The following is a 23,747-nucleotide window of genomic DNA, read 5'->3' on the forward strand; positions in this document are numbered from 1 at the left end:
CCCGGCTACAGGGCTTCGGCGAACTCGCGCAACAGGTTCAACCGGGTCGCGGCCCTTTCGCGGGCCGCGGGTAGCGCCGATCGATCCGGCACCGGTACGACCACCTCCAGGTAGCACTTGAGCTTGGGTTCGGTTCCCGAGGGACGCACGACCATTCGGACGGTGGACCCGGCGAGAACGACCGCGTCGGTGCGGGACTGCCCCCGCAGTTCCGCCAGATCGGTGGCCTCGACGGGTTCGCCGGCCAGTTCGGCCGGCAGTTGCGACCGCAGGCGTCGCATCATCGCGGTGATGTCCGCGAGGTCGGTGACGCGTCGCGACACCTGGTCTCCGGTGTGCAACCCGAATTCGAGCGCGTAGTCGTCCAGCCTGTCGAGGAGTGTCGCCCCCTCTGCCCGCAGTGTGGCAGCGAGGTCGGCGGCCATCACCGCGGCGGAGATACCGTCCTTGTCGCGCACCGACTCCGGGTCGACGCAGTGACCGATCGCTTCCTCGTACGCGTACACGAGCCCCTCGCCGGCCCGCACGAGCCACTTGAAGCCGGTGAGGGTGCGGGCGAAGCGCGCGCCGCGGGCGTCGGCGAGCTTTCCGAGGAGGGCGGACGAGACGATCGTCGTCGCGACGAGCGGATCGGCCGGGGCGGACGCGAGGACGTGCTCGCCGAGCAGGACGCCCGTCTCGTCGCCGCGGAGCATCCGCCAGCCGTCCGGCCCGCGCACGCCGACCGCGCACCGGTCGGCGTCGGGGTCGAGGGCGATCGCGAGGTCGGCGTCGACGTCCGCGGCGAGGGCGAGGACGGCGTCGGAGGCGCCCGGCTCCTCGGGGTTGGGGAACTCGACGGTCGGGAAGTCCGGGTCCGGGTCGAACTGTGCGGCGACGGTGTGGACGTCGGTGAATCCGGCGGATTTCAGTGCGGTGATCGCGGTCTCGCCTCCGACGCCGTGCATGGCGGTGAGCGCGATGCGCAGGGTCCGCGACCGTCCCGTCGGCAGGGCCGCGACGCGGTCGACGTAGCGGTCGAGGAGTTCCTCGGACGCCGGTGTCACCGGGGTGCGGGGCACGAGATTCGCCGGCCCGATCCGGGTGATCGATGCTTCGATCTCCCTGTCGGACGGCGAGATCAACTGGGCGCCGCCGTCGAGGTAGACCTTGTACCCGTTGTCGGCGGCGGGGTTGTGGGAGGCGGTGATCTGCACGCCGGCAGCGGCGCGGAGGCGGCGGACCGCGAACGCGACGATCGGGGTGGGGAGCGGGCGGGGGAGGAGGACGACCGAGAATCCCGCGCCCGCCAGCACTTCCGCCGCGGCGACGGCGAACTTTTCGGATCCGTGCCGCGCGTCGCGCCCGACGACGACGGTGGAGCCGCCCAGGCACCGGTCTTTCAGCCACGCGCTCAGCCCGGCCGTCGTGCGGATCACCACGGCGAGATTCATGCCGTTCGGGCCTGCCCGCACCGGCCCGCGCAGACCCGCGGTCCCGAAGCTCAGTGGAGCGGCGAAGCGGTCGGCGAGCTCGTCGGCGGAGAGATTCGCGAGTTCCGCCCGGGTTTCGGGTTCGGGATCGGCGTCGATCCAGTCCGCGATCGGATCGTTCACAGGCGTTCCACCAGTTCTCGCAGGAGCCCGCCCATGCGGTCGGCGGACGCCCGGCCCGCGGCGAGGACCTCCTCGTGGTTCAGGTGCTCGCCGGTGATGCCGGCCGCGAGGTTCGTCACCATCGAGATCCCGAGGACGCGGGCGCCGAGCGCCCGTGCCGCGATCGTCTCGTGGACGGTCGACATGCCGACGAGGTCCGCGCCGATCGTCCGCAGCATGCGGATCTCGGCGGGGGTCTCGTAGTGCGGACCCGGCAGACCGGCATAGACGCCTTCGCTCAGCGAGCCGTCGATGTCGCGGGCGAGGGCCCGCAGTTCGGGGTCGTACGCGTCGACGAGGTCCACGAACTCCGCGCCCACGAGCGGAGACCGGGCCGTGAGGTTGAGGTGATCGCTGATCAGCACGGGTTGTCCGACGGTGAAGTCCTCGCGGATTCCGCCGGCGGCGTTCGTCAGGATGACGGTTGTCGCTCCGGCGGCGATGGCCGTGCGCACCGGGTGGACGACGGACGACAGGGGATGGCCCTCGTAGGCGTGGGTGCGGCCGAGCAGGAGAAGGACCCGTTTGCCGCCCACGTCCACGGAGCGGATCGTTCCGGCGTGCCCCGCGGCGGCCGGCGGTGTGAACCCCGGCAGATCGGCCATCGGGACGGTGCAGAGTGATTCGCCGAACCGGTCGGCGGCGGCATTCCACCCCGATCCGAGGACGACGGCGATCGAGTGTTCGGCGCAGTTCGTGTGCGCGGCGAGCGCGGCGGCCGCGGCGTCTGGCGTTCCCATGAGGCGATAGTCTTCCACTCATGCCCTATCTCGATCGCGACGGCGACGTATTCATCCTGTACCTCGGCAACGAGGGCGAGACGGACAACGAGAACCGCTTCCATCCGGATTGGATCGACGCCACCCACGCCGCGCTGGACGAGGTGGAAGCCCACGAGGGTCCCGCCGCACTGGTCACGACCGCGACGGGCAAGTTCTTCACGAACGGCCTGGACACCACGTGGATCTTCGCGAACACGGACAAGCTCCCGGAATATCTCGACCGCGTGCACACGATCTACACCCGCCTCCTCGCGTTCCCGATGGCCACCGTCGCCGCCGTCCAGGGGCACGGTTTCGGTGCCGGCGCGATGCTCGCCACGTCGCACGACTTCCGGGTCATGCGCGCCGACCGCGGGTTCTACTGCCTCCCCGAGGTGTCGTTGAACATGCCCTTCACCGTGGGGATGTCGGCGCTCCTGAACACCCGTCTGCCCAAACAGACCGCGGTCGAGGCGATGACGACGGGCCGCCGCTTCGGAGGCTCCGACGCGCTCGCCGCGGGCATCGTCGACGAGATCGCGGACGGGGACGGCGTCCTCGCGGCCGCCGTGACACGGGCCGCCGCGCTCACCGCCACCCGCGGCGCCAACCTCGCCGGGATCAAGCGCGGAATCCATCACGACGTCCTCGCCGCGCTCGCCACGGTGACGGACAAGAGCAACTTCAGCTTCGGGTGAGAGAATGAGCACGTGAATGCGGATGTCGAGGCGGCGGTCAGGTCAATCGAGACCGATCTGATCGCGCTGTCCCATTCGATCCACAGCGAACCGGAACTGGCGTTCGAGGAGTTCCGGAGCGTCGCGAAGATCACCGAACTGCTCAAACGCAGCGGGTTCGATGTCCGGTCGGGCATCGCGGACCTGCCCACGGCGTTCGACGCCACGTTCGGCAGCGGTGACCTCGTCATCGGTATCTGCGCCGAGTATGACGCGCTCCCGGAGATCGGTCACGCGTGCGGGCACAACATCATCGCGGCGTCCGCGGTCGGTGCCGGCGTCGCGCTCGCCACGGTCGCCGACCGGCTCGGGATCACGGTGCGGGTCATCGGGACGCCCGCAGAGGAGAGCGGCGGCGGGAAGATCGTCATGCTCGAGAAAGGCGTCTTCGACGATGTCGCGGCTGGCCTGATGGTGCATCCGGGTCCGATCGACATCACGGGTGCGACGTCGCTCGCGCTGGCCGACATCGCGGTCACGTTCACCGGCCGCGAGGCGCACGCGTCCGCCGCACCGGAGTTCGGGCGCAACGCCGCCGACGCCGCGACCGTCGCCCAGGTCGGGATCGGCCTGCTGCGCCAGCACCTCTCGCCGGGGCAGCAGATCCACGGGATCGTCTCCGACGGCGGCACCGCGCCCAACATCGTTCCCGCACGCTCCGAAATGCTGTACTACCTGCGGGCCGAGACGGCGTGGGCGCTGTCCGAGCTGACGACACGAGCGGAGGCGTGTTTCGCGGCCGGCGCACTCGCCACCGGGTGCACGCACGAGATCCGCACGGTGTCGCCCACGTACACGGAGCTGACGCCGGACCCGTGGCTGGTCGCGACGTACCGGGAGCAGATCATCGACATGGGACGGACACCGTTGCCGCTCGAGTGGGAGGGGGTTCGTCCGCTGGGCAGCACCGACATGGGCAACGTCACCAACGTCCTGCCCGGGATTCATCCGATCATCGGCCTCGATTCGGACGGTGCGGTGACGCATCAGCCTCGGTTCGCGGCGGCGTGCATCACCGAGTCCGCCGACCGCGCCGTGATCGACGGAGCGATTGCGCTGGCTCGCACGGCAGTTCGCGCGGCAACGGACGACACACAGCGGGTGCGGCTGTTGGAAGGAGTTGATCGCCGGTGAACGCGGCAGTCGACAAATGGATTCTCGCTCACACCGACGAACTCTCCCAGTGGCGTCGACACATCCACGCCAATCCCGAACTCGCGCGACACGAATACGCGACGACGGAATTCGTGGCGACCCGGCTGGCCGCGGCCGGCCTGTCGCCCGAACTGCTGCCCGGGGGAACGGGGCTCACGTGCGATCTCGGACCGTCTGAGGGTCCCCGCATCGCGTTGCGCGCCGACATGGACGCTCTTCCGCTGCAGGAACTCACCGGCGCCACGTACTCGTCGACGGTGCCGGGCGTGTCGCACGCGTGCGGACACGACGCCCACACCACCATCCTGCTGGGAACCGGTCTGGCGCTCAGCGAGATCCCCGACCTGCCGGTGGGTGTCCGGCTGATCTTCCAGCCCGCCGAGGAGGTCATGCCGGGCGGTGCGCTCGAGGTCGTCGCTGCCGGACGGCTCGAGGGTGTGTCGCGGATCTTCGCCCTTCACTGCGATCCGCGGCTCGCGGCCGGGCGGGTCGGTGTGCGGCTCGGTGCGATCACGTCCGCGGCCGACACGATCGAGGTCGTGCTCGACTCACCGGGCGGCCACACGTCGCGTCCGCACCTGACCACCGACCTCGTGTTCGCGCTGGGCACCGTCGTGACCGGGTTGCCGGGCATGCTCAGCAGGCGGATCGACCCGCGCACCGGCACCGTGATGGTGTGGGGCGCCGTGAGCGCCGGCCGGGCGCCCAACGCCATTCCGCAGACCGGCATGATGACCGGCACCGTGCGGACCGGCGATCACGAGACGTGGGAGATGCTCGAGCCGCTGGTCCGGGAGATCGTCCACGGACTGCTGGCGCCCACCGGGGTGCGGTACCAGCTCAACTACCGCCGCGGCGTCCCGCCCGTCGTCAACGACGAGGTGTCGACGCGCATGTTCGAAGATGCCATCCGCACGGTCGGCCCGGACGCCCTCGCCGACACGCCGCAGTCCGGCGGCGGCGAGGACTTCTCCTGGTACCTCGAAGAGGTTCCCGGCGCGATGGCCCGGCTCGGTGTCTGGTCGGGCGTCGGCGAGCAACTCGACATCCACCAGCCCACGTTCGATCTGGACGAGCGGGCGCTGGGCATCGGGGTCCGGGTGCTGTCGAGCCTCGTGCTGGGCTGAGGCGCGGCGCCAGGCGGTTCTATTCGGTGCCCGGTCCGACGTTGCGGCTGTTGCGGGTGCGCAGGTCGCGCACGTAGTCGGCGGGCGCCCCGGCGATCTCCGCGGCGTCCGCCATCACCCCGAGGTAGCGGGCCGACGGCAGGCCGCCCTCGTACGCGTCGAGCACGTACAACCAGGCGAGCGCGGGTTCGCCCTCGGTGTCCACACGGACGCGGATCTTGCGGTGGATGCCGAGCTCGGAGCCCTCCCATCGGTCGAGGCTGACCTCGTCCTCCTCGGGGACGTCGTAGAGCACGACGAACACCTTGGAATCGGGATCCTCGACCACGGTGGCGAGTGCGCCCTCCCAGCCGATGTCCCCGCCACTGAACGTCAGTCGCCAGCCGTGCAGCCAGCCCGTCCCCGCCATCGGCGAGTGAGGGCAGCGCTGCAACATCTGCTCGGGATGCATGTTGGACCCGTAGGCGGCATAGATCGACACGGCGGCAAGCCTAAACGGTGGCTAGTAATCTGTTGCATGCAGTGCACGACACGACGCGCTGCGATCGCACCAAAAGCCGGCCGGAGACCCCGGTCGTCAGTTGAATTGGAGGACAGATGACCCGAATCGTGATCATTGGTGGCGGGCCTGCCGGATACGAGGCAGCGCTGGTGGCCGCACAGCACGGCGCCTCCGTCTCCTTGATCGATTCGGACGGAGTGGGCGGCGCCTGCGTTCTGTTCGACTGCGTGCCGTCCAAGACCTTCATCGCCTCCACCGGCGTGCGCACCGACATGCGGCGCGCCACCGACCTGGGCATTGCGCTCGATCCCGAGCAGGCCACGGTCGCCCTGCCGCAGATCCACGCCCGCGTGAAGAGCCTCGCGCAGGCGCAGTCCTCCGACATCCGCACCCGACTGCAGACGGTGGGTGTCGAACTGCTGTCGGGTACCGCCGAGCTCACCGACTCGCGGCTCGGCATGGCGTCCCACCAGGTGTGTGCCACCCTCGAGAACGGCGAGAAGAAGACACTCGATGCGGATGTCGTCCTCATCGCCACGGGCGCGAGCCCCCGGGTGATCCCCGGGGCGGAGCCGGACGGCGAGCGCATCCTGACGTGGCGCGACCTCTACGACCTCGACGAGCTGCCGACGCACCTCGTCGTCGTCGGTTCCGGTGTGACCGGTGCCGAGTTCGTGTCCGCCTACACCGAGATGGGCGTCAAGGTCACGCTGGTGTCCAGCCGCGACCGCGTCCTGCCCGGTGAGGACGCCGATGCCGCCCTGGTGCTCGAGGACGTCCTCGCCGAACGCGGCGTCACCCTGGTCAAGCACGCCAGGGCCGATGCGGTGAAGCGCACCGAGGACGGCATCGTCGTGGTGCTCGCCGACGGCCGGACGGTCGAGGGCAGCCACGCCCTGATGACCGTCGGTTCGGTTCCCAATACCCAGGGTCTCGGACTGGAGAAGGTCGGCATCGAGCTCGACAAGGGTGGATACCTGCGCGTGGACCGTGTGTCGCGGACGCCGGTGTCCGGGATCTACGCCGCGGGCGACTGCACCGGCCTGCTGCCGCTGGCGTCCGTCGCCGCCATGCAGGGCCGCATCGCGATGTACCACGCGCTCGGTGAGGGCGTCAGCCCCATCAAGCTGAAGACCGTGGCCTCGGCCGTGTTCACCCGCCCCGAGATCGCCACCGTGGGCGTCAGCCAGGCCGCGATCGACGACGGCGAGGTACCTGCCCGCACCGTCATGCTCCCGCTCAACACCAACCCGCGCGCCAAGATGTCCGGTCTGCGCCGCGGCTTCGTGAAGATCTTCTGCCGTCCGGCCACCGGTGTGGTCATCGGCGGCGTGGTGGTCGCTCCCAACGGGTCGGAGCTGATCCTGCCCATCGCCATCGCCGTGCAGAACAACCTCACCGTCAACGACCTCGCCGCGACGTTCTCGGTGTACCCGTCGCTGACGGGTTCGATCACCGAGGCGGCTCGCCAGCTGATGCGGCACGACGACCTGGACTGATCCCGAAGTGTGGGATAGGCATTTCACATAGTGGCCCCTCCGGTGGGATAGTCGAGGCACGGTTCGAAATCATCGGCCCGTGCCTCGGCGCTCTCCCGCCCCGCAGACCCAGGACGGACAGGGTGTTCCTCACCTGATCCCTGCTTTGACGTGCCTCCTGGGAGTCGACATGCCGCAATCACTTGCCCGCCGCATGGATGGTCTGCACAGCTCCGCCATCCGTGACCTTCTCACCCTCACCGCCCGGCCCGACGTCGTCAGCCTTGCGGGCGGGCTGCCCGACCCCGAATTCATTCCGCGCGAACGCATCCGGAAGGAAGCGGAACTCGCGCTCGGCGATCCCGCATCCGTCCAGTACGGCGAGACCACCGGGCTGCGCCGGCTCCGCGACGTGCTCGCTGCACGGGAAGGTGCGAAGATCGGCCGCCCGCTGGGCGCCGCCGACGTCGTCGTCACCCACGGCTCGCAGCAGGCGCTGAGCCTTCTCGCCCAGGTGCTGCTCGATCCCGGCGACGTCGTGATCGTCGAGGAACCCGCCTACACCGGAGCACTACAGGTGTTCCGGGCCGCGGAGACCGACGTCCGGTCCGTCGCACTCGACGCCGACGGGATGGACACCGCCGCCTTGCAGGGCATGCTCGAGGATGGCCTGCGTCCCACCGTGGTCCACACGGTGAGCAACTTCCACAACCCTCGCGGCGTCGTCCTGGCGCCCGGCCGCCGGGAACACCTGGCCGCACTGGCCGACCGCTACGGATTCTGGGTGATCGAGGACGACCCGTACGGCGAACTCTTCTTCGACGGTCCACCGCCCGCGCCCGTCGCGGCGCTGTCGGACCGGGTGATCCGGTTGTCCAGCGCGTCGAAGATCCTGGCGCCTGCGCTCCGGGTCGGGTGGCTGCACGGCGACCGGCGGGTGTGCGAGGCCGTCGAACTGCTCAAGCAGGGCGCGGACCTCTGCGGTTCGTCGCTGACGCACCAGATCGCCGCCGGAGTGCTGTCGGACGAGCCGTGGCTGGATCTGCACCTGGAGATGCTGCGGGCCCGCTACGGATCCCGGGCGCGGGCGCTCGCGGACGGCGTCACCTCGACGTTCGGCGACCGCGCCCGCGTGTCGTCGGCGGCGGGCGGGATGTTCTGCTGGACCGAGTTCACGGACGACGACCTCGACACGGCGGCACTGCTGCAGACCGCCGTGGACCACGGTGTGGCCTTCGTTCCCGGATCGGCTTTCGGCGTCGCCGCGGAGCACCGGAGCGCGCTGCGGCTGTGTTTCGCGACCTGTCCGGAGGACGTGCTGACGGGTGCGGCGGCGAGACTCGGCGACGCGTACGCCCGTCACGCCCAGTCGTAGGTCCGTTCGACAGCCTTGTTCCACTCGGCGTAGAGCCGGCTGGACTCGGCCTCGTCCATCGCGGGTTCCCACGTCTTGTCGACGGCCCAGTTCGCGCGGATGTCGTCCTCGCTTTCCCAGAAGCCGACGGCCAGCCCCGCGGCGTACGCGGCGCCCAGTGCCGTCGTCTCGTTGACGACGGGCCGGATGACGGGCACCGCGAGAATGTCGGACTGGAACTGCATGAGGGTCTCGTTGACGACCATGCCGCCGTCCACCTTGAGGGAGGCGAGTTCGACGCCCGAATCGGCGCGCATCGCCTCGATCACCTCGCGGGTCTGATACGCGGTGGCCTCCAGGGCGGCCCTGGCGAGGTGGCCCTTGTTCACGAACCGGGTGAGCCCGACGATCGCCCCGCGGGCGTCGGGCCGCCAGCGCGGTGCGAACAACCCGGAGAACGCGGGCACGAAGTAGGCGCCGCCGTTGTCGTCGACCGACTTGGCCAGATCCTCGATATCCTTGGCGGACTTGATGATTCCCAGGTTGTCGCGCAGCCACTGCACCAGTGAGCCGGTGACGGCCACCGACCCCTCGAGTGCGTAGACGGCCGGTGCGTCACCGATCTTGTAGCAGACGGTGGTGAGGAGACCGTGCTTGCTGTGCACGGGTGTGGTCCCCGTGTTGAGCAGCAGGAAGTTCCCCGTTCCGTACGTATTCTTCGCTTCGCCCTCCGACAGGCAGGCTTGCCCGAACGTGGCGGCCTGCTGGTCGCCGAGGATTCCGGCCACCGGCACGCCGGGCAGCGTCCCGTGGGGGCGTCCGACGCCGTAGACCTCCGAGGAGCTGCGGATCTCTGGCAGCATCGACATCGGAATGTCGAAATCGGCACAGATCTCCGGATCCCAGTCGAGGGTCTCGAGATTCATCAGCAGAGTGCGTGAGGCGTTGGTGACATCCGTCACGTGGGCGCCTTCCGTGATGTGCCACAGAATCCAGCTGTCGATCGTGCCGAAGCAGAGCTCGCCCGCGTCTGCCTTCGCCCGTGCGCCGTCGACGTTGTCGAGGATCCACCGGACCTTCGGCCCCGAGAAATACGTGGACAGCGGCAGGCCGGTGCGCTTCTGGTACCGGCCGGGGCCTTCGTCGCCGCCGAGTTCCGTGCACAGTTCGTCGGTACGGGTGTCTTGCCAGACGATGGCGTTGTACACGGGTTCTCCGGTGTTCCGGTCCCACACGACCGTCGTCTCGCGCTGGTTGGTGATGCCGATCGCGGCGATGTCGCGTTTGGTGAGATCGGCCTTCGCGAGCGCGGACGCCACCACTTCGCGGGTGTTGATCCACAGCTGTGTCGGATCGTGCTCCACCCAGCCTGCGCGCGGAAAGAACTGTTCGTGTTCCTTCTGGGCGACGCTGACCACGGCGCCGTCGTGATCGAAGATCATGCAGCGGCTGGAGGTGGTGCCCTGGTCTATCGCGGCGATGTACTGAATCACACGCATGAAGCTACTAGCCTGGCAGAGAATCCGTTGTCATCTCACAGGAGCCCGACTTGAGTAGTCAGCCAGGTGTGCAGTTCCTCGGTCCCCGGCAGCGTGATGCCGCATGGGACAAGCTGCAGACCGAACAGTTCGACGTCGTCGTGATCGGCGGTGGCGTGGTCGGAGCCGGTGCGGCCCTCGATGCGGCCACCCGCGGGCTGAAGGTGGCGTTGGTGGAGGCACGCGATTACGCGTCCGGGACGTCGAGTCGCTCGTCGAAGATGTTCCACGGCGGCCTGCGCTATCTCGAACAGCTCGAGTTCGGACTGGTCCGGGAGGCGCTTCGGGAGCGTGAGCTGTCGCTGACCACCCTCGCACCGCATCTGGTGAAGCCGCTCAAGTTCCTGTTCCCGATCCGTCACCGGCTGTGGGAGCGCCCCTACATGGCGGCAGGGATCTTCCTCTACGACCGGATGGGCGGCGCCAAATCGGTTCCGGCGCAGAAGCATCTGACTCGCGCGGGTGCGCTGCGGATGGCGCCGGGGCTCAAGCGCAACTCGCTGACCGGCGGCATCCAGTACTACGACACAGTGGTCGACGACGCCCGGCACACCATGACCGTCGCCCGCACCGCCGCTCATTACGGGGCCGTAGTGCGAACGTCCACACAGGTGGTCGGATTCCTTCGGGAGGCCGACCGGGTGTCCGGAGTGCGCGTCCGCGACTGTGAGGACGGCCGCACCGCGGACGTGAAGGCGCACGTCGTCATCAACGCCACGGGGGTGTGGACCGACGAGATCCAGGCGCTGTCGCGGCAGCGCGGCCGATTCCGCGTCCGCGCGTCCAAGGGCGTCCACATCGTCGTACCGCGCGATCGGATCGTCAGCGACGCCGCGATCATCCTGCGCACCGAGAAGTCGGTGCTGTTCGTGATCCCATGGGGCAGCCACTGGATCATCGGCACCACCGACACGGACTGGAACCTCGACCTCGCGCATCCGGCGGCCACCAAGGCCGACATCGACTACATCCTCGGCCACGTCAACAAGGTGCTGGTGACGGCGCTGACCCACGACGACATCGACGGCGTCTACGCGGGCCTGCGCCCGCTGCTCGCGGGGGAGAGTGACGAGACGTCCAAGCTGTCGCGCGAACATGCCGTCGCGCGTGTCGCGCCGGGTCTCGTCGCCATCGCCGGCGGCAAATACACCACCTACCGGGTGATGGCCGAGGACGCCGTGGATCTCGCCGCCGAGGACATTCCCGCGCGGATGGCGCCGTCGATCACGGAGAAGGTGCCGCTCGTCGGTGCCGACGGCTATTTCGCGCTCGTCAATCAGACCGTTCACCTCGGCCAGATGTACGGCCTGCACCCGTACCGCGTGAAGCACCTGCTGGATCGGTACGGTTCGCTGATCGACGAGGTGCTCGACCTGGCGTCCGACAAGCCGGAACTTCTCCAGCCCATCACGGACGCACCCGCCTACCTGCAGGTCGAGGTCGTGTACGCGGCGGCGGCCGAGGGTGCCCTGCATCTCGACGACATCCTGGCCCGGCGCACCCGCATCGCCATCGAGTACTCGCATCGGGGTGTGAACTGCGCCGAGCAGGTGGCGCAGCTGGTGGCCCCCGTCCTCGGCTGGGACGCCGACGACATCGACCGTGAGGTGAAGACGTACCAGGCGCGGGTCGAGGCGGAGGTGCAGTCGCAGGCCCAGCCGGACGACCTGTCGGCCGACGCGTTGCGGGCGGCGGCGCCCGAGTCGCGGGTCGAACTGCTCGAACCGCCGGTCAGTGTGTCAGAAATACCTTGATCACCACGATGGCCGCGGCGACGGCGGCGAGGCCGATCGCCGCCCAGTGGGTGCCGGACGTGACCTTCTCGCGGCGGAGACGGCTGATCACGTAACTGATCGACGCGATCCGGGTGATCATCGCGAATTCGGCGATCAACTGCGCCGTCCTCGGCTCCAGCCAGCCGATCAGCGCGGTGCACAGGATGACGCTGGGGACGACGGCCGACGTGAGGATGGGCAGGCCGTCACGGAGTTCCCCGCTGCGTTCGGCTCGGGTGAGGGTGCGGTCGAGACGCAGTGTCTGGCCGACGGACTCGGCGAACAGATGCGCGAGGAAGGTGGACAACGCGGCTCCGACGACGATCGCGATGCCGAGGGTTTCCTGCGCCTTGGTGACGGGGATCAGCGCAGCGAGGACGAGGATGTTGCCATAGATGTAGGCGCTGATGCGCCGGGCGACACGCTCGGTGTCGATCGGGGCGTCGGTCAGCTGCGCGGGGCGGTTGAAGAGCTTCGGAAGGTCCCACTCCATGGCCCCGAGCATTCCACGCGCACGCGGTCAGCGAGTGTGGACGAGCGATTTCGGTGCGTGTGCGGCGACGACCCCGGAGAGCGCCATGACGACGAGGGCTGAAACAGCGATGAATTCCATGTGATTCAGCGTCGTCCCGGAACCCGTGAGGAGTGTGGGCGTTGTCTGTGAGCTCCCTGGGAACTCAGACTTTCGGGCTGTAGTGCTGGGGGTCGTCGCGCCGGTCGACCGGGGGAAGATTGCGTCGCGGCGTGTGGACGAGCGGTGCGTGGGCGGGGGTGCGTCCGGTCTCGCGGTCCCAGCCGGCGCGGGCACGCGGGTGGTACCGGTACCGCCAGGGGACGAGACGGAAGACGGCGTTCACGGTGCGGCCGACGAGAGTGTGCAGGCGCTCGTCGCGTGTGGTCCAGCGGTAGCCGAGGAGGTCGCGCACCGGTTGGTCGTACATGCCGACCGTCAGCCACACGAAGCCCTTCGCCACCGGGATCCGGAGGATCGCCCAGATCGGGTCGGGTAGCCACGACAGGAACGGGGGAACGCCGAGACCGGACAGGTCGAGGACGTCCCGGGTGGCCTTGTTGTCCTCGAGAACGTTGCGGCACATGTGATCCCAGTACTCCTGGAACGCCTCCCAGGTTTCCGGAACGGGGCGCATGCTCATTCCGTACAGGCGGTACCACTGGATGTGCTCGGTGAACAGCCGGCGCTTCTGGTCTTCGGTGAGACCACCCATGAAGTGGTCACCCGTGAGAACGGTGCCCATGAAGAACGTGGCGTGCGCCCAGTAGAACGTGTCGGGGTCGAGGGCGTGATACCTGCGGCCGTGCTTGTCGATTCCCCTGATGTTGTCGTGATATCCCCGCACCTGCTCCGCGGTCTGCTGGGCGCGGTCACCGTCGAAGACGACGCCGCCGATCGGGTACAGCGACCGGTATAGGCGCTCCCACCGCTCGTCGAAGAAGCGGGAGTGTTCCTCGACGCCGGCGCCGAGCCCTGGGTGCATGTTCTGCATCGACCCGGCCCACACGCCCTGCAGCATTCCGCGCCAGTCGCCGAAATACTTCCAGGTCAACGAGTCGGGGCCGAGCGGGACGGGAGCGGAGGCCGGGACGGGCGTACCGTCCGCGTTCAAGTGACTACGCACGTTGTCAGACTAAGATCTGACAACACACGTAGTCAAGGATCGGAGCGAGAAGAGTGACGCTGGAGGACCGGCGGGACGCACGGCGGAAATCGCTACTCCGTGCGGGCGTCGCGCTGCTCGGATCGCCGGACGGACCCGCGGCGAACGTGCGCGCGGTCTGCCGCGCCGCGTCGCTGACCGAACGGTACTTCTACGAGTCGTTCCAGGACCGGGACGAGTTCGTGCGCTCGGTCTACACCGCAGTGGGCGACGAGGCGCAGGCCGCTCTCGTGGAAGCGGTGGCGTCCACCGAGACCGCGCGGGAGCGCGCCGAGGCCGCCGTGGACGCGTTCGTGAAACTCATGGTCGACGATCCCGCCATGGGCCGTGTGCTGCTGCTCGCACCGCTGTCCGAACCCGCGCTGAGCAGGCGTGGCATCGACCTGATGCCCGGGTTCGTCGCACTCGTGCACGACCAGCTGTCCGCCGTCGACGACGAGGTGGAGAAACAGCTCGTCGCGGTCGGTGTGGTGGGCGCACTCACGACGCTGTTCATCGGATATCTCGACGGAACTGTTGCCGCGTCGCGCGAGCAATTCGTCGCTCATTGCGTCACTCTGGTGGTGGAGGCAAACAAGGCCGGCCACGAGTGAGGTGCGCATGCCGTTCCAGGTATCCGTGGACGATCCGACTCGCCCGCAACCCGAGCTTCGGGTACTCGACCGCAAGTTCTTCCAACTCGTCGGCGAATTCGTCTACGTCCACGGCGACACGGTGGTGACGGTGCCCGGCTGCGCCCCGATGCCGTGCCTACTCCGCACGGATCTGGCCTCGATCCCCGCGCCGCTGCAAGGCCTGCTCACCCCGTACGGCCGGCAGCTGCTTCCCGCGATCATGCACGACGACCTCTGCAAACGTGCGAGCGCGCAGGGACCGGAGGGAAACACGCTGCGACGGCGCGCGGACGAACTGTTCCGGCTCGCCCTGCTCGACGAGGGCGTCGGACCGTTCCGCAGCCGCATCTTCTGGGTCGGCGTCGAGGTCGGCCGGTTCTGGACGTTCACCGACGTCGCCCGGTTCCTGCTCATCGCGCACCAGGTGTTCGGGATGCTGTGCTGGGTGGTGGGAATGCCGTGGGCATTGGCGACGTCGCACGTCGGCCTCGCCGCCCTCCTTCTCGTGCTTCCGGTCGTGCTGTCGCTGTTGTGGCGCAGAGACTTTCCCGTCGCCCTGCTCGGGTGCCTCCTCCTGCCCGTCATCGCGCCGACGTATCTGCTGACGATCGCCACTGCCGCGGTGCTGTGGGTGCCGGACGGTGCCGCGTGGTTGCTCGGCCGCAGGCGGACTCGCCGACCGCCGCCGCTCGGGCCGCCGACCACCGTCCTTCGCTAATCCACCATCGGTGGCTGGCAGTGTGTGCAGAAGAAGATCTGCTGCTGACCGAGGTCGTGGCCTTCGATCACCGTCCCGCAACGGCGGCAACGCTTTCCGGCACGCCCGTACACCCACGGCCGATGGCGGACGGAGTTGTTCTTGTCGATGTGAATCATGCGATGCGCGAGCGTGACCAGCGCGGGCAGGTCGGCCACGCCGCTCGACGGAGTGTAGGGGTGGACTCCGCGGAGGAAGCAGACTTCGTTGCGGTACACGTTGCCGAGGCCGGCCAGGTTGCGCTGATCGACCAGGGCGAGACCGATGGGCTGCTCGCCGGCCGCCCGGAGGTTGCGGAGCGCCGTGTCGGCGTCCCAGTCCGGTCCCAGCAGGTCGGGGCCGAGGTGGCCGACCGCGGATTCTTCGTCGTCACGCCCCAGGATCTCGGTGATGCCCAGCGAGAATCCGACCGCCACCCTGTCGTCGGTGGCGAGCACGATCCGGGCCTGGTGAGTGGGACGCCGCCACTTCGTGTCCGGCGCGTAGATGTGCCACGCGCCTTCCATCTTCAGATGCGTGTGGATCGAGTAGTCGCCGACCCGGATGAGGAGGTGTTTGCCGCGGCTGACCACCTCGTCGACGAGCTGGCCGGACAGGTCGACGGTGGCGTACCGGGGGACCCGCACGTCGCAGCGGGTCAGCACCTTCCCCGCGAGGGCGTCGCGAAGCGAGTTGGCGGTGCGCCAGACGGTGTCGCCTTCGGGCATCTCAGGCTCGCAACCGGAACCCGCGAGGGGTGGGCGAGAAACCGGCCTCGGTCAGGATCGGCGCGAAGTCGCTGCCGTGGATGGTGCCGCCGTCGACCTTCTCGACCACGATCTTGTCGATCCCGCCGCGCTTGACCACACCGGCGAGCGTGACCGCCGCGGTGCGGAGCACGCCGGGGTCGTCGGTGAAGGTCAGGATCGTGCGCCCGCCGCGTTCGACGAACAGGATCAGTTCACCCTCCACGAGCACCACCAGGCCGCCGGCCTTGCGTCCGGGACGGTGCGCGGGCGCGTCGTCGCCGCGTTTCGGCCAGGGGAGTGCCGCACCGTACGGGTTGGCGGGATCGCTGGCGGCGAGCGTCACGGCGGGCAGGGTGGTGTGCCTGCCCTCGAGCGAGTCGGCGTAGCTCCGGAGTCGGTCCACCACGGGCGGAGTGGAGAACTGTGCACCACCGAGCGACTCGACGAAATGTCCTCGCCGGCAGCGACCGTTGTCCTCGAATGTGCCCAGCACCTTGTACATCAGTGCGAATCCGCCGGGAACGTTCTCGGTCATCACGGATCCGCGCGTCACCACCCCGTACCGCTCCAGGAGGAGTTCGGCCGTGGCGCTGGCACGCAGCGTGGCATCGGATTCGGCGGCGGGGAGGATCGACCACCTCCCCCCGACCGTCGGAGGTGCAGTGCGCACCGGGACCGTCAGGCTGCGGTACGCGCGGGCACGCGGGGGTCGTCGCGGCGACCGGTGGCTCGTCGTGGTCCTGGACGTGTCCGACAGCAGGGCGCGGACCGGGGCGAGCGTGTCGTTGCCGATGTGGCCCAGCCACACCAGATCCCACAATGCGGTGGCCAGCGCGGTGTCGTCGGTCATCTCGAGGGTGTCCGCGAGTTGCCGGAAGAAGTACGCGCCGCCGCCGGACAGCGTGTCGAGCACCCGGCGCTGGACATCGGCCAGGTCCGATTCCGCGGGCGTGGTCAGCGTGAGCGGTGCGGTGTCGGCGGGGTGGAGGCACACCCACCCGTCCTTCCCGGAGATGCTGCCCGCGCCCGACCACAGCACCTCGCCGGTGGAGGTGAGTTCGTCGAGCATGGCGGGGGAGTAGTCGGCCACCCGGGACGGCAGGATCAGCGACTCGAGTGCCGAGGCGGGAACCGGGACACCGGCAAGCTGTTCCACCACGATCGCGACGCCGTCGATGCCGCGCAGCGTGCCCCCCACGTGCTGCCAGCCCGGGAGGAAGCGGCCGAGCGTCGCGGTGCCGACCGGTTCGACCTCCTGACGCGCCGCGGCCAGTGAGCGCCTGCGGAGACGGCGCAGCACCTCGGCGTCGCACCATTCGCTGCCCGTCGCGCCGGGGCGGAACTCGCCCTCGACCACCCGCTTGCCCTGCCCGAGCCGTTGCAGCACGTCGCGGGCCACCGCGGAGCCGAGGCCGAAACGGCCGGCGCCGTCGGTGATCGTGAACGGACCGTGGGTGCGGGCGTACCGGCTGATCAGGTCGGCCAGCGGATCGTCGACGGGTTCGATGAACGCGGCGGGAACACCGATGGGGAGCGGCACCCCGAGCCCGTCGCGCAGGCGTGCCGCATCCTCGATGGCCGTCCACCATTCGTGACCCGCGAACGAGACGGCGAGCGCCCGCTTCGCGCGCACGAGTTCGTCGAGCCAGGGGAGGGGATCGCTGGCCGACCGCGCGGCGACCTCGTCCGTGGTAAGCGGCCCCAGCAGGCGCAGCAGGTCGGCGACGCCTTCGAGATCCTTCGCCTCGCGGTCGGGAAGCAGGCGCTGGAGTTCGAGTTCGGCGTGGGCGATCACGTCGGCGTCGAGCAGTTCGCGCAGTTCCACCCGGCCGAGCAATTCCGCCAGCAGGGTCGAGTCCAGGGACAGCGCCGCCGCCCGGCGTTCGGCGAGCGGGCTGTCGCCCTCGTACATGAACTCGCCGACGTAGTTGAACAGCAGGGCGCCGGCGAACGGTGACGGCGACTGCGTCTCCACCTCGACGATGCGGATCTGGCGGCGCGCGAGCCGGCGAAGCAGGTCCTTCAGGGCCGGAAGGTCGTACACGTCCTGCAGGCACTCGCGGACGGTCTCGAGCAGGATCGGGAACGTCGGATACTTGCGGGCCACGTCGAGCAGCTGGGCGGACCGCTGCCGCTGCTGCCAGAGCGGTGCGCGCTTTCCCGGTGTGCGGCGCGGCAGCAGCAGCGCCCGGGCAGCGCACTCACGAAACCGGGACGCGAACAGCGCCGAACCGCCGACCTGTTCGGTGACGATGTCCTCGATCTCGTCGGTGTCGAAGGCGAAGAGGTCGGCGCCGGGCGGGGTGTCCTCGGTGTCGGGAAGACGCACGATGATGCCGTCGTCGGATGCTGTGGCATTCGAGTCGAGGCCGTACCGCTCGCTCAGCCGAGCACTCACAGCCAACGCCCACGGAGCGTGAACGCGCTGGCCGTACGGCGAATGCAGGATCAGACGCCAGTCGCCGAGCTCGTCACGGAACCGTTCGACCACCAGGGTGCGGTCGGTGGGGACCTGTCCGGTGGCGGTCTTCTGCTCGGCGACGAGCTGAACGAGATTGTTCGTCGCGTTCTCATCCAGCCCGCCGGTCCGGCAGCGTTCCTGCACCTCTGTCTCGTGCCCGAGTGAGATCTCCCGCAGGAACTGCCCCAGCGCCTCGCCCAGTTCCGCCGGCCGGCCCAGACCGTCACCGTGCCAGAACGGCAGCCGCCCCGGCTGCCCGTAGGCGGGGCTGACCAGCACCCGGTCGAACGTGATTTCCTCGATCCGCCAACTGGTGGCCCCGAGCGCGAAGACGTCGCCGACCCGCGATTCGTACACCATCTCCTCGTCGAGTTCGCCGACGCGGGACGCCTTCTCGCCGACCATGTAGACCGTGAACAGACCGCGGTCGGGGATGGCGCCGCCCGAGGTGACCGCCAGCCGCTGCGCGCCGGGGCGTCCGGTGAGCGTGTTGGCCTCGCGGTCCCAGACGAGGCGGGGTCTGAGCTCGGCGAATTCGTCGGACGGGTAGAGGCCCGCGAGAAGGTCGAGGGTGGACTCGTACGCCGAGCGCGGAAGCGTCGCGAAGGAACCGCTGCGCCGGACCGTCTCGAACCAGTCGTCCACGTCGAGCGGCTCGAGGGCGGTGGCGGCCACCGTGTGCTGGGCGAGGATGTCGAGCGGGTTCGCGGGGACGGCGAGTGCCTCGATCTTGCCGGTGACCATGCGCTCGACGGTGACGGCGCAGTGCACGAGGTCGGTGCGGTGCTTCGGGAACACGACACCCCGGGAGATCTCCCCGACCTGGTGTCCGGCGCGACCGACCCGCTGCAGGCCGTTCGCCACCGACGGTGGTGCCTCGACCTGGATCACCAGGTCGACGGCGCCCATGTCGATTCCGAGTTCGAGGCTGCTCGTCGCGACCACGCACCGCAGTCGCCCGGACTTGAGGTCGTCCTCGATCAGGGCCCGCTGGTCCTTGCTGACCGACCCGTGGTGGGCGCGGGCGAGCAGGGGGTCCGCGCCGAAATTGACCTCGGACGGCGTGCCGATCTGTGAGGCCGGTTTCGGGTTCTTGTCGACGGCCGTCCCGGCGCGTTCGGCGTAGATCTCGTTGAGTCGGGCTGTCAGGCGCTCGGCGAGGCGCCGCGAGTTGGCGAACACGATGGACGACCGGTGCGCCAGGACGAGGTCGACGATCTGTTCCTCGACGTGCGGCCAGATCGATCCCGCCTGCGGGGTCGCCGACGCCGACCCCTCGGCGGGTTCGGCGAGACCGAGTTCGGTCATGTCTTCGACCGGTACCTGCACGGTGAGGTCGAACGTCTTCGGCGACGGCGGTGCGACGATCCGGATGGGCGCCGAACCGGACAGGAACCGGCCCACCTCCTCGTGCGGCCGCACCGTCGCCGACAGCCCGATGCGCTGCGCCGGGGTGGCGAGAAGCCGGTCGAGGCGCTCGAGGGACAGCGCCAGATGGGCGCCACGCTTGGTGCCGGCCACCGCGTGCACCTCGTCGACGATGACGGTGTCGACCTGAGTCAGCGTCTCGCGCGCGGCGGACGTAAGCATGAGGAACAGCGACTCCGGGGTGGTGATGAGGATGTCGGGCGGATTCTTGATCAGGGCGCGCCGGTCGCCTGCGGGTGTGTCGCCGGAGCGGACGCCCACCGAGATCTCCGGCGGCGTGAGCCCGAGCCGCTTGGCCGTCTGCGTGATCCCGACGAGCGGGGCGCGCAGGTTGCGTTCGACGTCGACGCCCAGGGCCTTGAGCGGGGAGATGTAGAGGACCCTTGTCTTGCGGTCCTTGCCGTCGGTGGCGGCGAGTTGGTCGAGGGACCACAGGAACGCGGACAGCGTCTTACCGGAACCGGTCGGGGCGACGACGAGCGTGTGCGCGCGGCTGGCGATCGACTCCCACGCACCGAGCTGCGCGGCCGTCGGCGCCGGGAAGGCGCCGACGAACCACTCGCGGGTGGCAGCGGAGAACCTGCCCAGGACGTCGGTCACCGTTCCATAGTGCACCGGGGGTGTGACAGGCAGCGGGAACAGACCGAGGGGTCCCCAATCCGGTTCGTCGAACGTGTCGGTGGGGCGCAGTATGATTCGCACACAAGTTCGATCGGGGGATCGGACGAAGGGCGGGGGTGGGGCTATGAGCGAAGTGAAGACGCACCTGACGGCGCTCGCTGCCGCCGTCAACGGGCTTCTCGAGGCAGATGTGACGGGGTTGCCGAGCGCCGACGTAATCGACGTGATGCAGCAACTCGAGAAGTCCCTCCGCCGCGCGGGCGCGGTGTCGCACAGGCTTGTCGTCGAGGCCGTCGAACGCTCCTTGCCCGCGGCATTGGGATACAACTCCCCGAACAAGCTCCTGGTCGAGGTACTACGAGTTTCGGCGGCGGGCGCCTCTGCTCGGATAATGGCGGCCCGTGATCTCGGACCTTTCCATACAACGTCGGGCGAGCAGATGGAGGCAGCGCTGCCGGAAACCGCCGCAGCTCAACGTGATGGCGAGATCGGCGCCGACCATGCACGCGTCATCCGGAAGATCATGCGAAGTTCCCGCATGCGGTCGACAACGCCGATGTCGCAGTGGCGGAGTCGATCCTGGCGGGGTGTGCACGCGCTGGTACGCCCGAAGATGTCGAGAATGCCGGCCACCGGCTACTCGCTCATCTCGATCCCGACGGACACCTGGGTGACGATCGTGATCGCTCGAGACGGCGTGGTGTTTCGTTGGGCCGTCAAGATTCCGAACTGATGTCGAAGATCTCCGGTGAGCTCGACCCCACTGCGCGCGCTCTGCTCGACCCGATCCTCGCGAAATGGGCTCGCCCCGGCATGAACAACCCGGACGACCCGGGATCCTGGGCCGGCATCGGGGTCTGCCCGTCACGGTGATCATCACCATGACCCTCGACCAACTCGAGAAAGCGGCCGGCGGTGTGGCCACCACGGCCACCGGCGGACTCCTTCCTATCGACGACGCGCTGACACTCGCCGAATGCGCCCACCCGGTGCTCGTCCTGTTCGACCACGACGGCCGGCCCCTGCATCTGGGACGGCGCCGACGAGTGGCGAGCGCGGACCAACGCCTCGCTCTCATCGCTGCCGAAGGCGGATGCACACGAGCGGGCTGCGCGGCCCCGGCCAGCATGTGCGCGGTGCACCACGTGCATGAGTGGGGCAAGGGTGGACACACCGACATCGACTCACTGACGCTCGCGTGCGATGCGTGCCACGCTCAGGTCCACGACGGTCCTGGAGGTTGGGCGACCACCAGCGCGCCGCCCGGTGACACGTACGCGGGACGCACCGAATGGATTCCACCATCGCACATAGACCCGGACAGAAAACCGCGAATCAATCACCGACACCACGCCAGTGAGCTGATCGCTCACACTCGCCGGAAATCCCGCGACCGGGTACGAGCCGAGGACGGAGTGCTCTAGCCGACGACAGAGTGCCCTAGCCGAGGGCTGTCTTCACCGGATTAATCAGAGGAAGCCTGGCCCTTAGGGCCGGGAGGAAGCTGATTCTGTACTGCGCGATCGCGCGTAGCGGGGTCGCTTTCTTTCGTGGGTTCGGGTCGTTTTTGGTTGGTGATGTACTCGGCGATGATGGCGAGTGGGGCTCCGCCTGCGGAGGCGGCGAAGTAGGACGGTGACCAGAAGTGATTGCCCCACAGGTATTTCTGGATGTGGTCGGGGAACTCTTGGCGCAGGTAACGAGCGGAGACGCCCTTGAGGCTATTGACCAGGGTGGAGATTTGCACGGTAGGTGGGTAGTGGATCAATAGGTGGACGTGGTCGGTTTCTCCGTTGAACTCGGTCAACGTTGCGCCGAACTTGTCACACACCTCTGCCATGATCTGCCCGCATCGGGTCAGCATCGGGTCGGTGAACGCACCGCGACGATACTTCGTGACGAAGACCAAGTGTGCATGTAGGTTGTAGACAACGCTACGACCGCGGCGTATGTCCGGGTCGGGCGTCCATCTCGGTGACATAGACCAAAGAGTATCCGCAGGGAAAGGCGCAGGGTGTGAAGCGGATCGTTGTCGTGAAGCTGGCTCCCACCCCAGAGCAGTATGTGGCGCTGAAATCGACACTAGAGTTGTGCAATGCGGGGGCGAACATGGTTGCGCAGCTCGCGCACACCGCCGCTGATCGACGCCCGTTCGCGCTGCAAAAGCAGGTCTATGCCCAGCTCAAAGCGTGCGGGTTGTCGGCGCAACCGGCGATCCGGGTCATCAAGAAAGTCGCGGATGTGTACGCGACCCGGAAGTGAACTTGCTTAACGGGAATTACGGCACGCCGGGATCGAAACGGTATGCGAAGGTTGCAGGTAAGGCGATCGTGTTCCGTCAGGACGCGGGCCAACCGTTCGACGATCGGTGCTTGTCGTGGCAGATCGATCGACGGTGTCGATCTGGACGACCGCGGGCCGGATGCGCAACGTCGGATTCGTGTGCGCGCCGTGGCAGCTGAAAATGCTCGCCGACCGCAAAGGCGAGTCAGATCTGATTTTCCGCGACGGATCTTTCTACCTGCATGCAACCGTCGACACCGGCGCACCGGATCAGCTGGTCCCCGCCGACGACCCCACCGGGTGGCTGGGCGTGGACTTGGGGATCGTGAACCTGGCTGTGACCACCGCAGACGACCCGGCCGAACTCGACGTCCGGTGGTCCGGTGGTGCGGTCACCGCCCGCCGGAAAAAGAACGGAACCATGCGGTCCGCGCTGCAAAAGGTGGGGACCAAGTCCGCGAAACGGAAACTGAAGAAGCGGCGTAGGAAGGAGACTCGGTACGCCACCGACATTAATCACCAACTCTCGAAAACGATCGTTGCCCAAGCACAACGCACCGGTCAAGGAATCGCGGTAGAAGACCTGTCGGGAATCCGGGACCGGGTACGGCTCGCACGCAGACAACGGCAACAACTGCACTCCTGGGCATACGCGCAACTGCGCGACCAGATCACCTATAAGGCGCACGCGGCAGGGGTGCCGGTGCAGGTGATCAACCCTCGCAATACCAGTAAAACGTGCCATCACTGCGGGCACTGCGACACCGCGAACAGGCACAGTCAAGCACTGTTCCGGTGCCGCGGCTGCGGATGGACCGGCCACGCGGACCATAACGCCGCCGCCAACATTGCCGCACTCGGACACAACAACTACCGGGCCGCCCAATCAACCGTGCCTAAAGCAGCCACCCCTCTAACAGCCAGTTAGAACGTGAGCAGCAAACCCGCGTCCTTCAGGACCGGGTAGTTGATACTGTGTTGTATTCCGCTGTCGCGGGAACGAACGCCGGCGACGGCAACTCGACGGTGGCGGGGTCGTGCTCGGAGACCAGCACATAGGCGCCCACAGCGAGTAGCGCCAGAGCAACTGCGCGGATCATCCTGATCACGTTGTCTCG

The 23,747-nt window shown here is 68.4% G+C and carries 20 protein-coding genes and 2 pseudogenes; 12 read left to right on the forward strand and 10 right to left on the reverse strand.

Going from position 1 to position 23,747, the window contains the following annotated elements; translation table 11 throughout:
- Positions 1-5 precede the first annotated feature (5 nt).
- Both ACFVJ3_RS10870 and ACFVJ3_RS10875 read right to left on the reverse strand, forming a co-directional pair.
- Positions 6-1,595: a phospho-sugar mutase gene (locus ACFVJ3_RS10870; protein ID WP_378452048.1), complete on the reverse strand. Its 1,590-nt coding sequence runs from the start codon at positions 1,593-1,595 to the stop codon at positions 6-8.
- Complete coding sequence (locus ACFVJ3_RS10875) at positions 1,592-2,374, reverse strand: purine-nucleoside phosphorylase (RefSeq protein ID WP_378452049.1); 783 nt, start codon at positions 2,372-2,374, stop codon at positions 1,592-1,594. The genes ACFVJ3_RS10870 and ACFVJ3_RS10875 overlap by 4 nt, the downstream gene beginning before the upstream one ends.
- A gap of 20 nt (positions 2,375-2,394) precedes the next feature.
- On the opposite strand from ACFVJ3_RS10875, the gene ACFVJ3_RS10880 reads away from it, so the two are divergent.
- From ACFVJ3_RS10880 to ACFVJ3_RS10890, 3 genes are read left to right on the forward strand one after another with little or no spacing between them, the layout of a single operon-like run.
- Positions 2,395-3,093 carry an enoyl-CoA hydratase/isomerase family protein gene (locus tag ACFVJ3_RS10880; RefSeq protein WP_378452050.1) on the forward strand — a complete coding sequence of 233 codons (699 nt, stop codon included), beginning with the start codon at positions 2,395-2,397 and terminating at the stop codon, positions 3,091-3,093.
- A gap of 12 nt (positions 3,094-3,105) precedes the next feature.
- Positions 3,106-4,266, forward strand: coding sequence for a M20 family metallopeptidase (locus tag ACFVJ3_RS10885; RefSeq protein WP_378452051.1), 1,161 nt, complete (start codon positions 3,106-3,108; stop codon positions 4,264-4,266).
- Positions 4,263-5,414, forward strand: coding sequence for a M20 family metallopeptidase (locus tag ACFVJ3_RS10890; RefSeq protein WP_378452052.1), 1,152 nt, complete (start codon positions 4,263-4,265; stop codon positions 5,412-5,414). The genes ACFVJ3_RS10885 and ACFVJ3_RS10890 overlap by 4 nt, the downstream gene beginning before the upstream one ends.
- Positions 5,415-5,433: 19 nt before the next feature.
- Here the strand turns inward: ACFVJ3_RS10890 and ACFVJ3_RS10895 are convergent, their stop codons facing one another.
- A complete protein-coding gene (locus tag ACFVJ3_RS10895) occupies positions 5,434-5,895 on the reverse strand; it encodes a gamma-glutamylcyclotransferase (RefSeq protein ID WP_011598217.1) in 462 nt (153 codons plus the stop codon).
- A 116-nt stretch (positions 5,896-6,011) separates the two neighbouring features.
- Here ACFVJ3_RS10895 and ACFVJ3_RS10900 point away from each other — a divergent pair, with 116 nt between their 5' ends.
- Both ACFVJ3_RS10900 and ACFVJ3_RS10905 read left to right on the forward strand, forming a co-directional pair.
- Positions 6,012-7,415 carry an NAD(P)H-quinone dehydrogenase gene (locus tag ACFVJ3_RS10900; RefSeq protein ID WP_378452053.1) on the forward strand — a complete coding sequence of 468 codons (1,404 nt, stop codon included), beginning with the start codon at positions 6,012-6,014 and terminating at the stop codon, positions 7,413-7,415.
- A 169-nt stretch (positions 7,416-7,584) separates the two neighbouring features.
- Positions 7,585-8,769, forward strand: coding sequence for a PLP-dependent aminotransferase family protein (locus ACFVJ3_RS10905; RefSeq protein WP_378452054.1), 1,185 nt, complete (start codon positions 7,585-7,587; stop codon positions 8,767-8,769).
- Here the strand turns inward: ACFVJ3_RS10905 and glpK are convergent.
- Positions 8,754-10,247 carry a glycerol kinase GlpK gene (glpK, locus tag ACFVJ3_RS10910; protein WP_378452055.1) on the reverse strand — a complete coding sequence of 498 codons (1,494 nt, stop codon included), beginning with the start codon at positions 10,245-10,247 and terminating at the stop codon, positions 8,754-8,756. The genes ACFVJ3_RS10905 and glpK overlap by 16 nt on opposite strands.
- 50 nt (positions 10,248-10,297) lie before the next feature.
- Here glpK and glpD point away from each other — a divergent pair, with 50 nt between their 5' ends.
- Positions 10,298-12,040: a glycerol-3-phosphate dehydrogenase gene (gene glpD / locus ACFVJ3_RS10915; RefSeq protein ID WP_378452056.1), complete on the forward strand. Its 1,743-nt coding sequence runs from the start codon at positions 10,298-10,300 to the stop codon at positions 12,038-12,040.
- Here the strand turns inward: glpD and ACFVJ3_RS10920 are convergent.
- A complete protein-coding gene (locus tag ACFVJ3_RS10920; protein ID WP_378452057.1) occupies positions 12,018-12,554 on the reverse strand; it encodes a hypothetical protein in 537 nt (178 codons plus the stop codon). The two genes, glpD and ACFVJ3_RS10920, sit on opposite strands and share 23 nt — an antisense overlap.
- A 184-nt stretch (positions 12,555-12,738) precedes the next feature.
- Positions 12,739-13,698 (reverse strand): oxygenase MpaB family protein, encoded by a 960-nt coding sequence (locus ACFVJ3_RS10925; RefSeq protein ID WP_378452058.1) that lies wholly within the window; start codon positions 13,696-13,698, stop codon positions 12,739-12,741.
- 53 nt (positions 13,699-13,751) lie between these two features.
- Here ACFVJ3_RS10925 and ACFVJ3_RS10930 point away from each other — a divergent pair, with 53 nt between their 5' ends.
- Entirely contained in the window at positions 13,752-14,330 is a 579-nt protein-coding gene (locus ACFVJ3_RS10930; protein WP_378452059.1) for a TetR/AcrR family transcriptional regulator, read from the forward strand.
- A 7-nt stretch (positions 14,331-14,337) separates the two neighbouring features.
- Positions 14,338-15,069 (forward strand): DUF1353 domain-containing protein, encoded by a 732-nt coding sequence (locus ACFVJ3_RS10935; RefSeq protein WP_378452060.1) that lies wholly within the window; start codon positions 14,338-14,340, stop codon positions 15,067-15,069.
- Here ACFVJ3_RS10935 and ACFVJ3_RS10940 read toward each other — a convergent pair.
- Together ACFVJ3_RS10940 and ACFVJ3_RS10945 are read right to left on the reverse strand one after the other, a co-directional pair.
- The gene (locus ACFVJ3_RS10940; RefSeq protein ID WP_378452061.1) at positions 15,066-15,815 is read right to left on the reverse strand and encodes a DNA-formamidopyrimidine glycosylase family protein; all 750 of its coding nucleotides are present in this window, start codon (positions 15,813-15,815) and stop codon (positions 15,066-15,068) included. The genes ACFVJ3_RS10935 and ACFVJ3_RS10940 overlap by 4 nt on opposite strands.
- A 1-nt stretch (position 15,816) precedes the next feature.
- Positions 15,817-20,325, reverse strand: coding sequence for an ATP-dependent helicase (locus tag ACFVJ3_RS10945; RefSeq protein ID WP_378452081.1), 4,509 nt, complete (start codon positions 20,323-20,325; stop codon positions 15,817-15,819).
- Positions 20,326-20,572: 247 nt separating this feature from the next.
- Here ACFVJ3_RS10945 and ACFVJ3_RS10950 point away from each other — a divergent pair.
- The 3 genes and pseudogenes from ACFVJ3_RS10950 to ACFVJ3_RS10960 form a co-directional block, all read left to right on the forward strand.
- Positions 20,573-20,815 (forward strand): annotated as a pseudogene (locus ACFVJ3_RS10950) (DUF222 domain-containing protein); the annotation flags it as partial.
- A 95-nt stretch (positions 20,816-20,910) separates the two neighbouring features.
- Positions 20,911-21,219, forward strand: coding sequence for a DUF222 domain-containing protein (locus ACFVJ3_RS10955; protein WP_378452062.1), 309 nt, complete (start codon positions 20,911-20,913; stop codon positions 21,217-21,219).
- 8 nt (positions 21,220-21,227) lie between these two features.
- Positions 21,228-21,770: a DUF222 domain-containing protein gene (locus ACFVJ3_RS10960; protein WP_378452063.1), complete on the forward strand. Its 543-nt coding sequence runs from the start codon at positions 21,228-21,230 to the stop codon at positions 21,768-21,770.
- A gap of 41 nt (positions 21,771-21,811) precedes the next feature.
- On the opposite strand, the gene tnpA is transcribed toward ACFVJ3_RS10960, so the two are convergent.
- Positions 21,812-22,327: an IS200/IS605 family transposase gene (gene tnpA, locus ACFVJ3_RS10965; RefSeq protein ID WP_378452064.1), complete on the reverse strand. Its 516-nt coding sequence runs from the start codon at positions 22,325-22,327 to the stop codon at positions 21,812-21,814.
- Positions 22,328-22,362: 35 nt separating this feature from the next.
- Here tnpA and ACFVJ3_RS10970 point away from each other — a divergent pair.
- Positions 22,363-23,557 (forward strand): annotated as a pseudogene (locus tag ACFVJ3_RS10970) (RNA-guided endonuclease InsQ/TnpB family protein).
- A gap of 25 nt (positions 23,558-23,582) precedes the next feature.
- Here ACFVJ3_RS10970 and ACFVJ3_RS10975 read toward each other — a convergent pair.
- Entirely contained in the window at positions 23,583-23,729 is a 147-nt protein-coding gene (locus tag ACFVJ3_RS10975) for a hypothetical protein (protein WP_378452065.1), read from the reverse strand.
- Positions 23,730-23,747 lie beyond the last annotated feature (18 nt).

The organism is Rhodococcus sp. NPDC127593 (genome assembly GCF_042671975.1).
In the GTDB taxonomy this organism is placed as follows: Bacteria; Actinomycetota; Actinomycetes; order Mycobacteriales; family Mycobacteriaceae; genus Rhodococcus_F.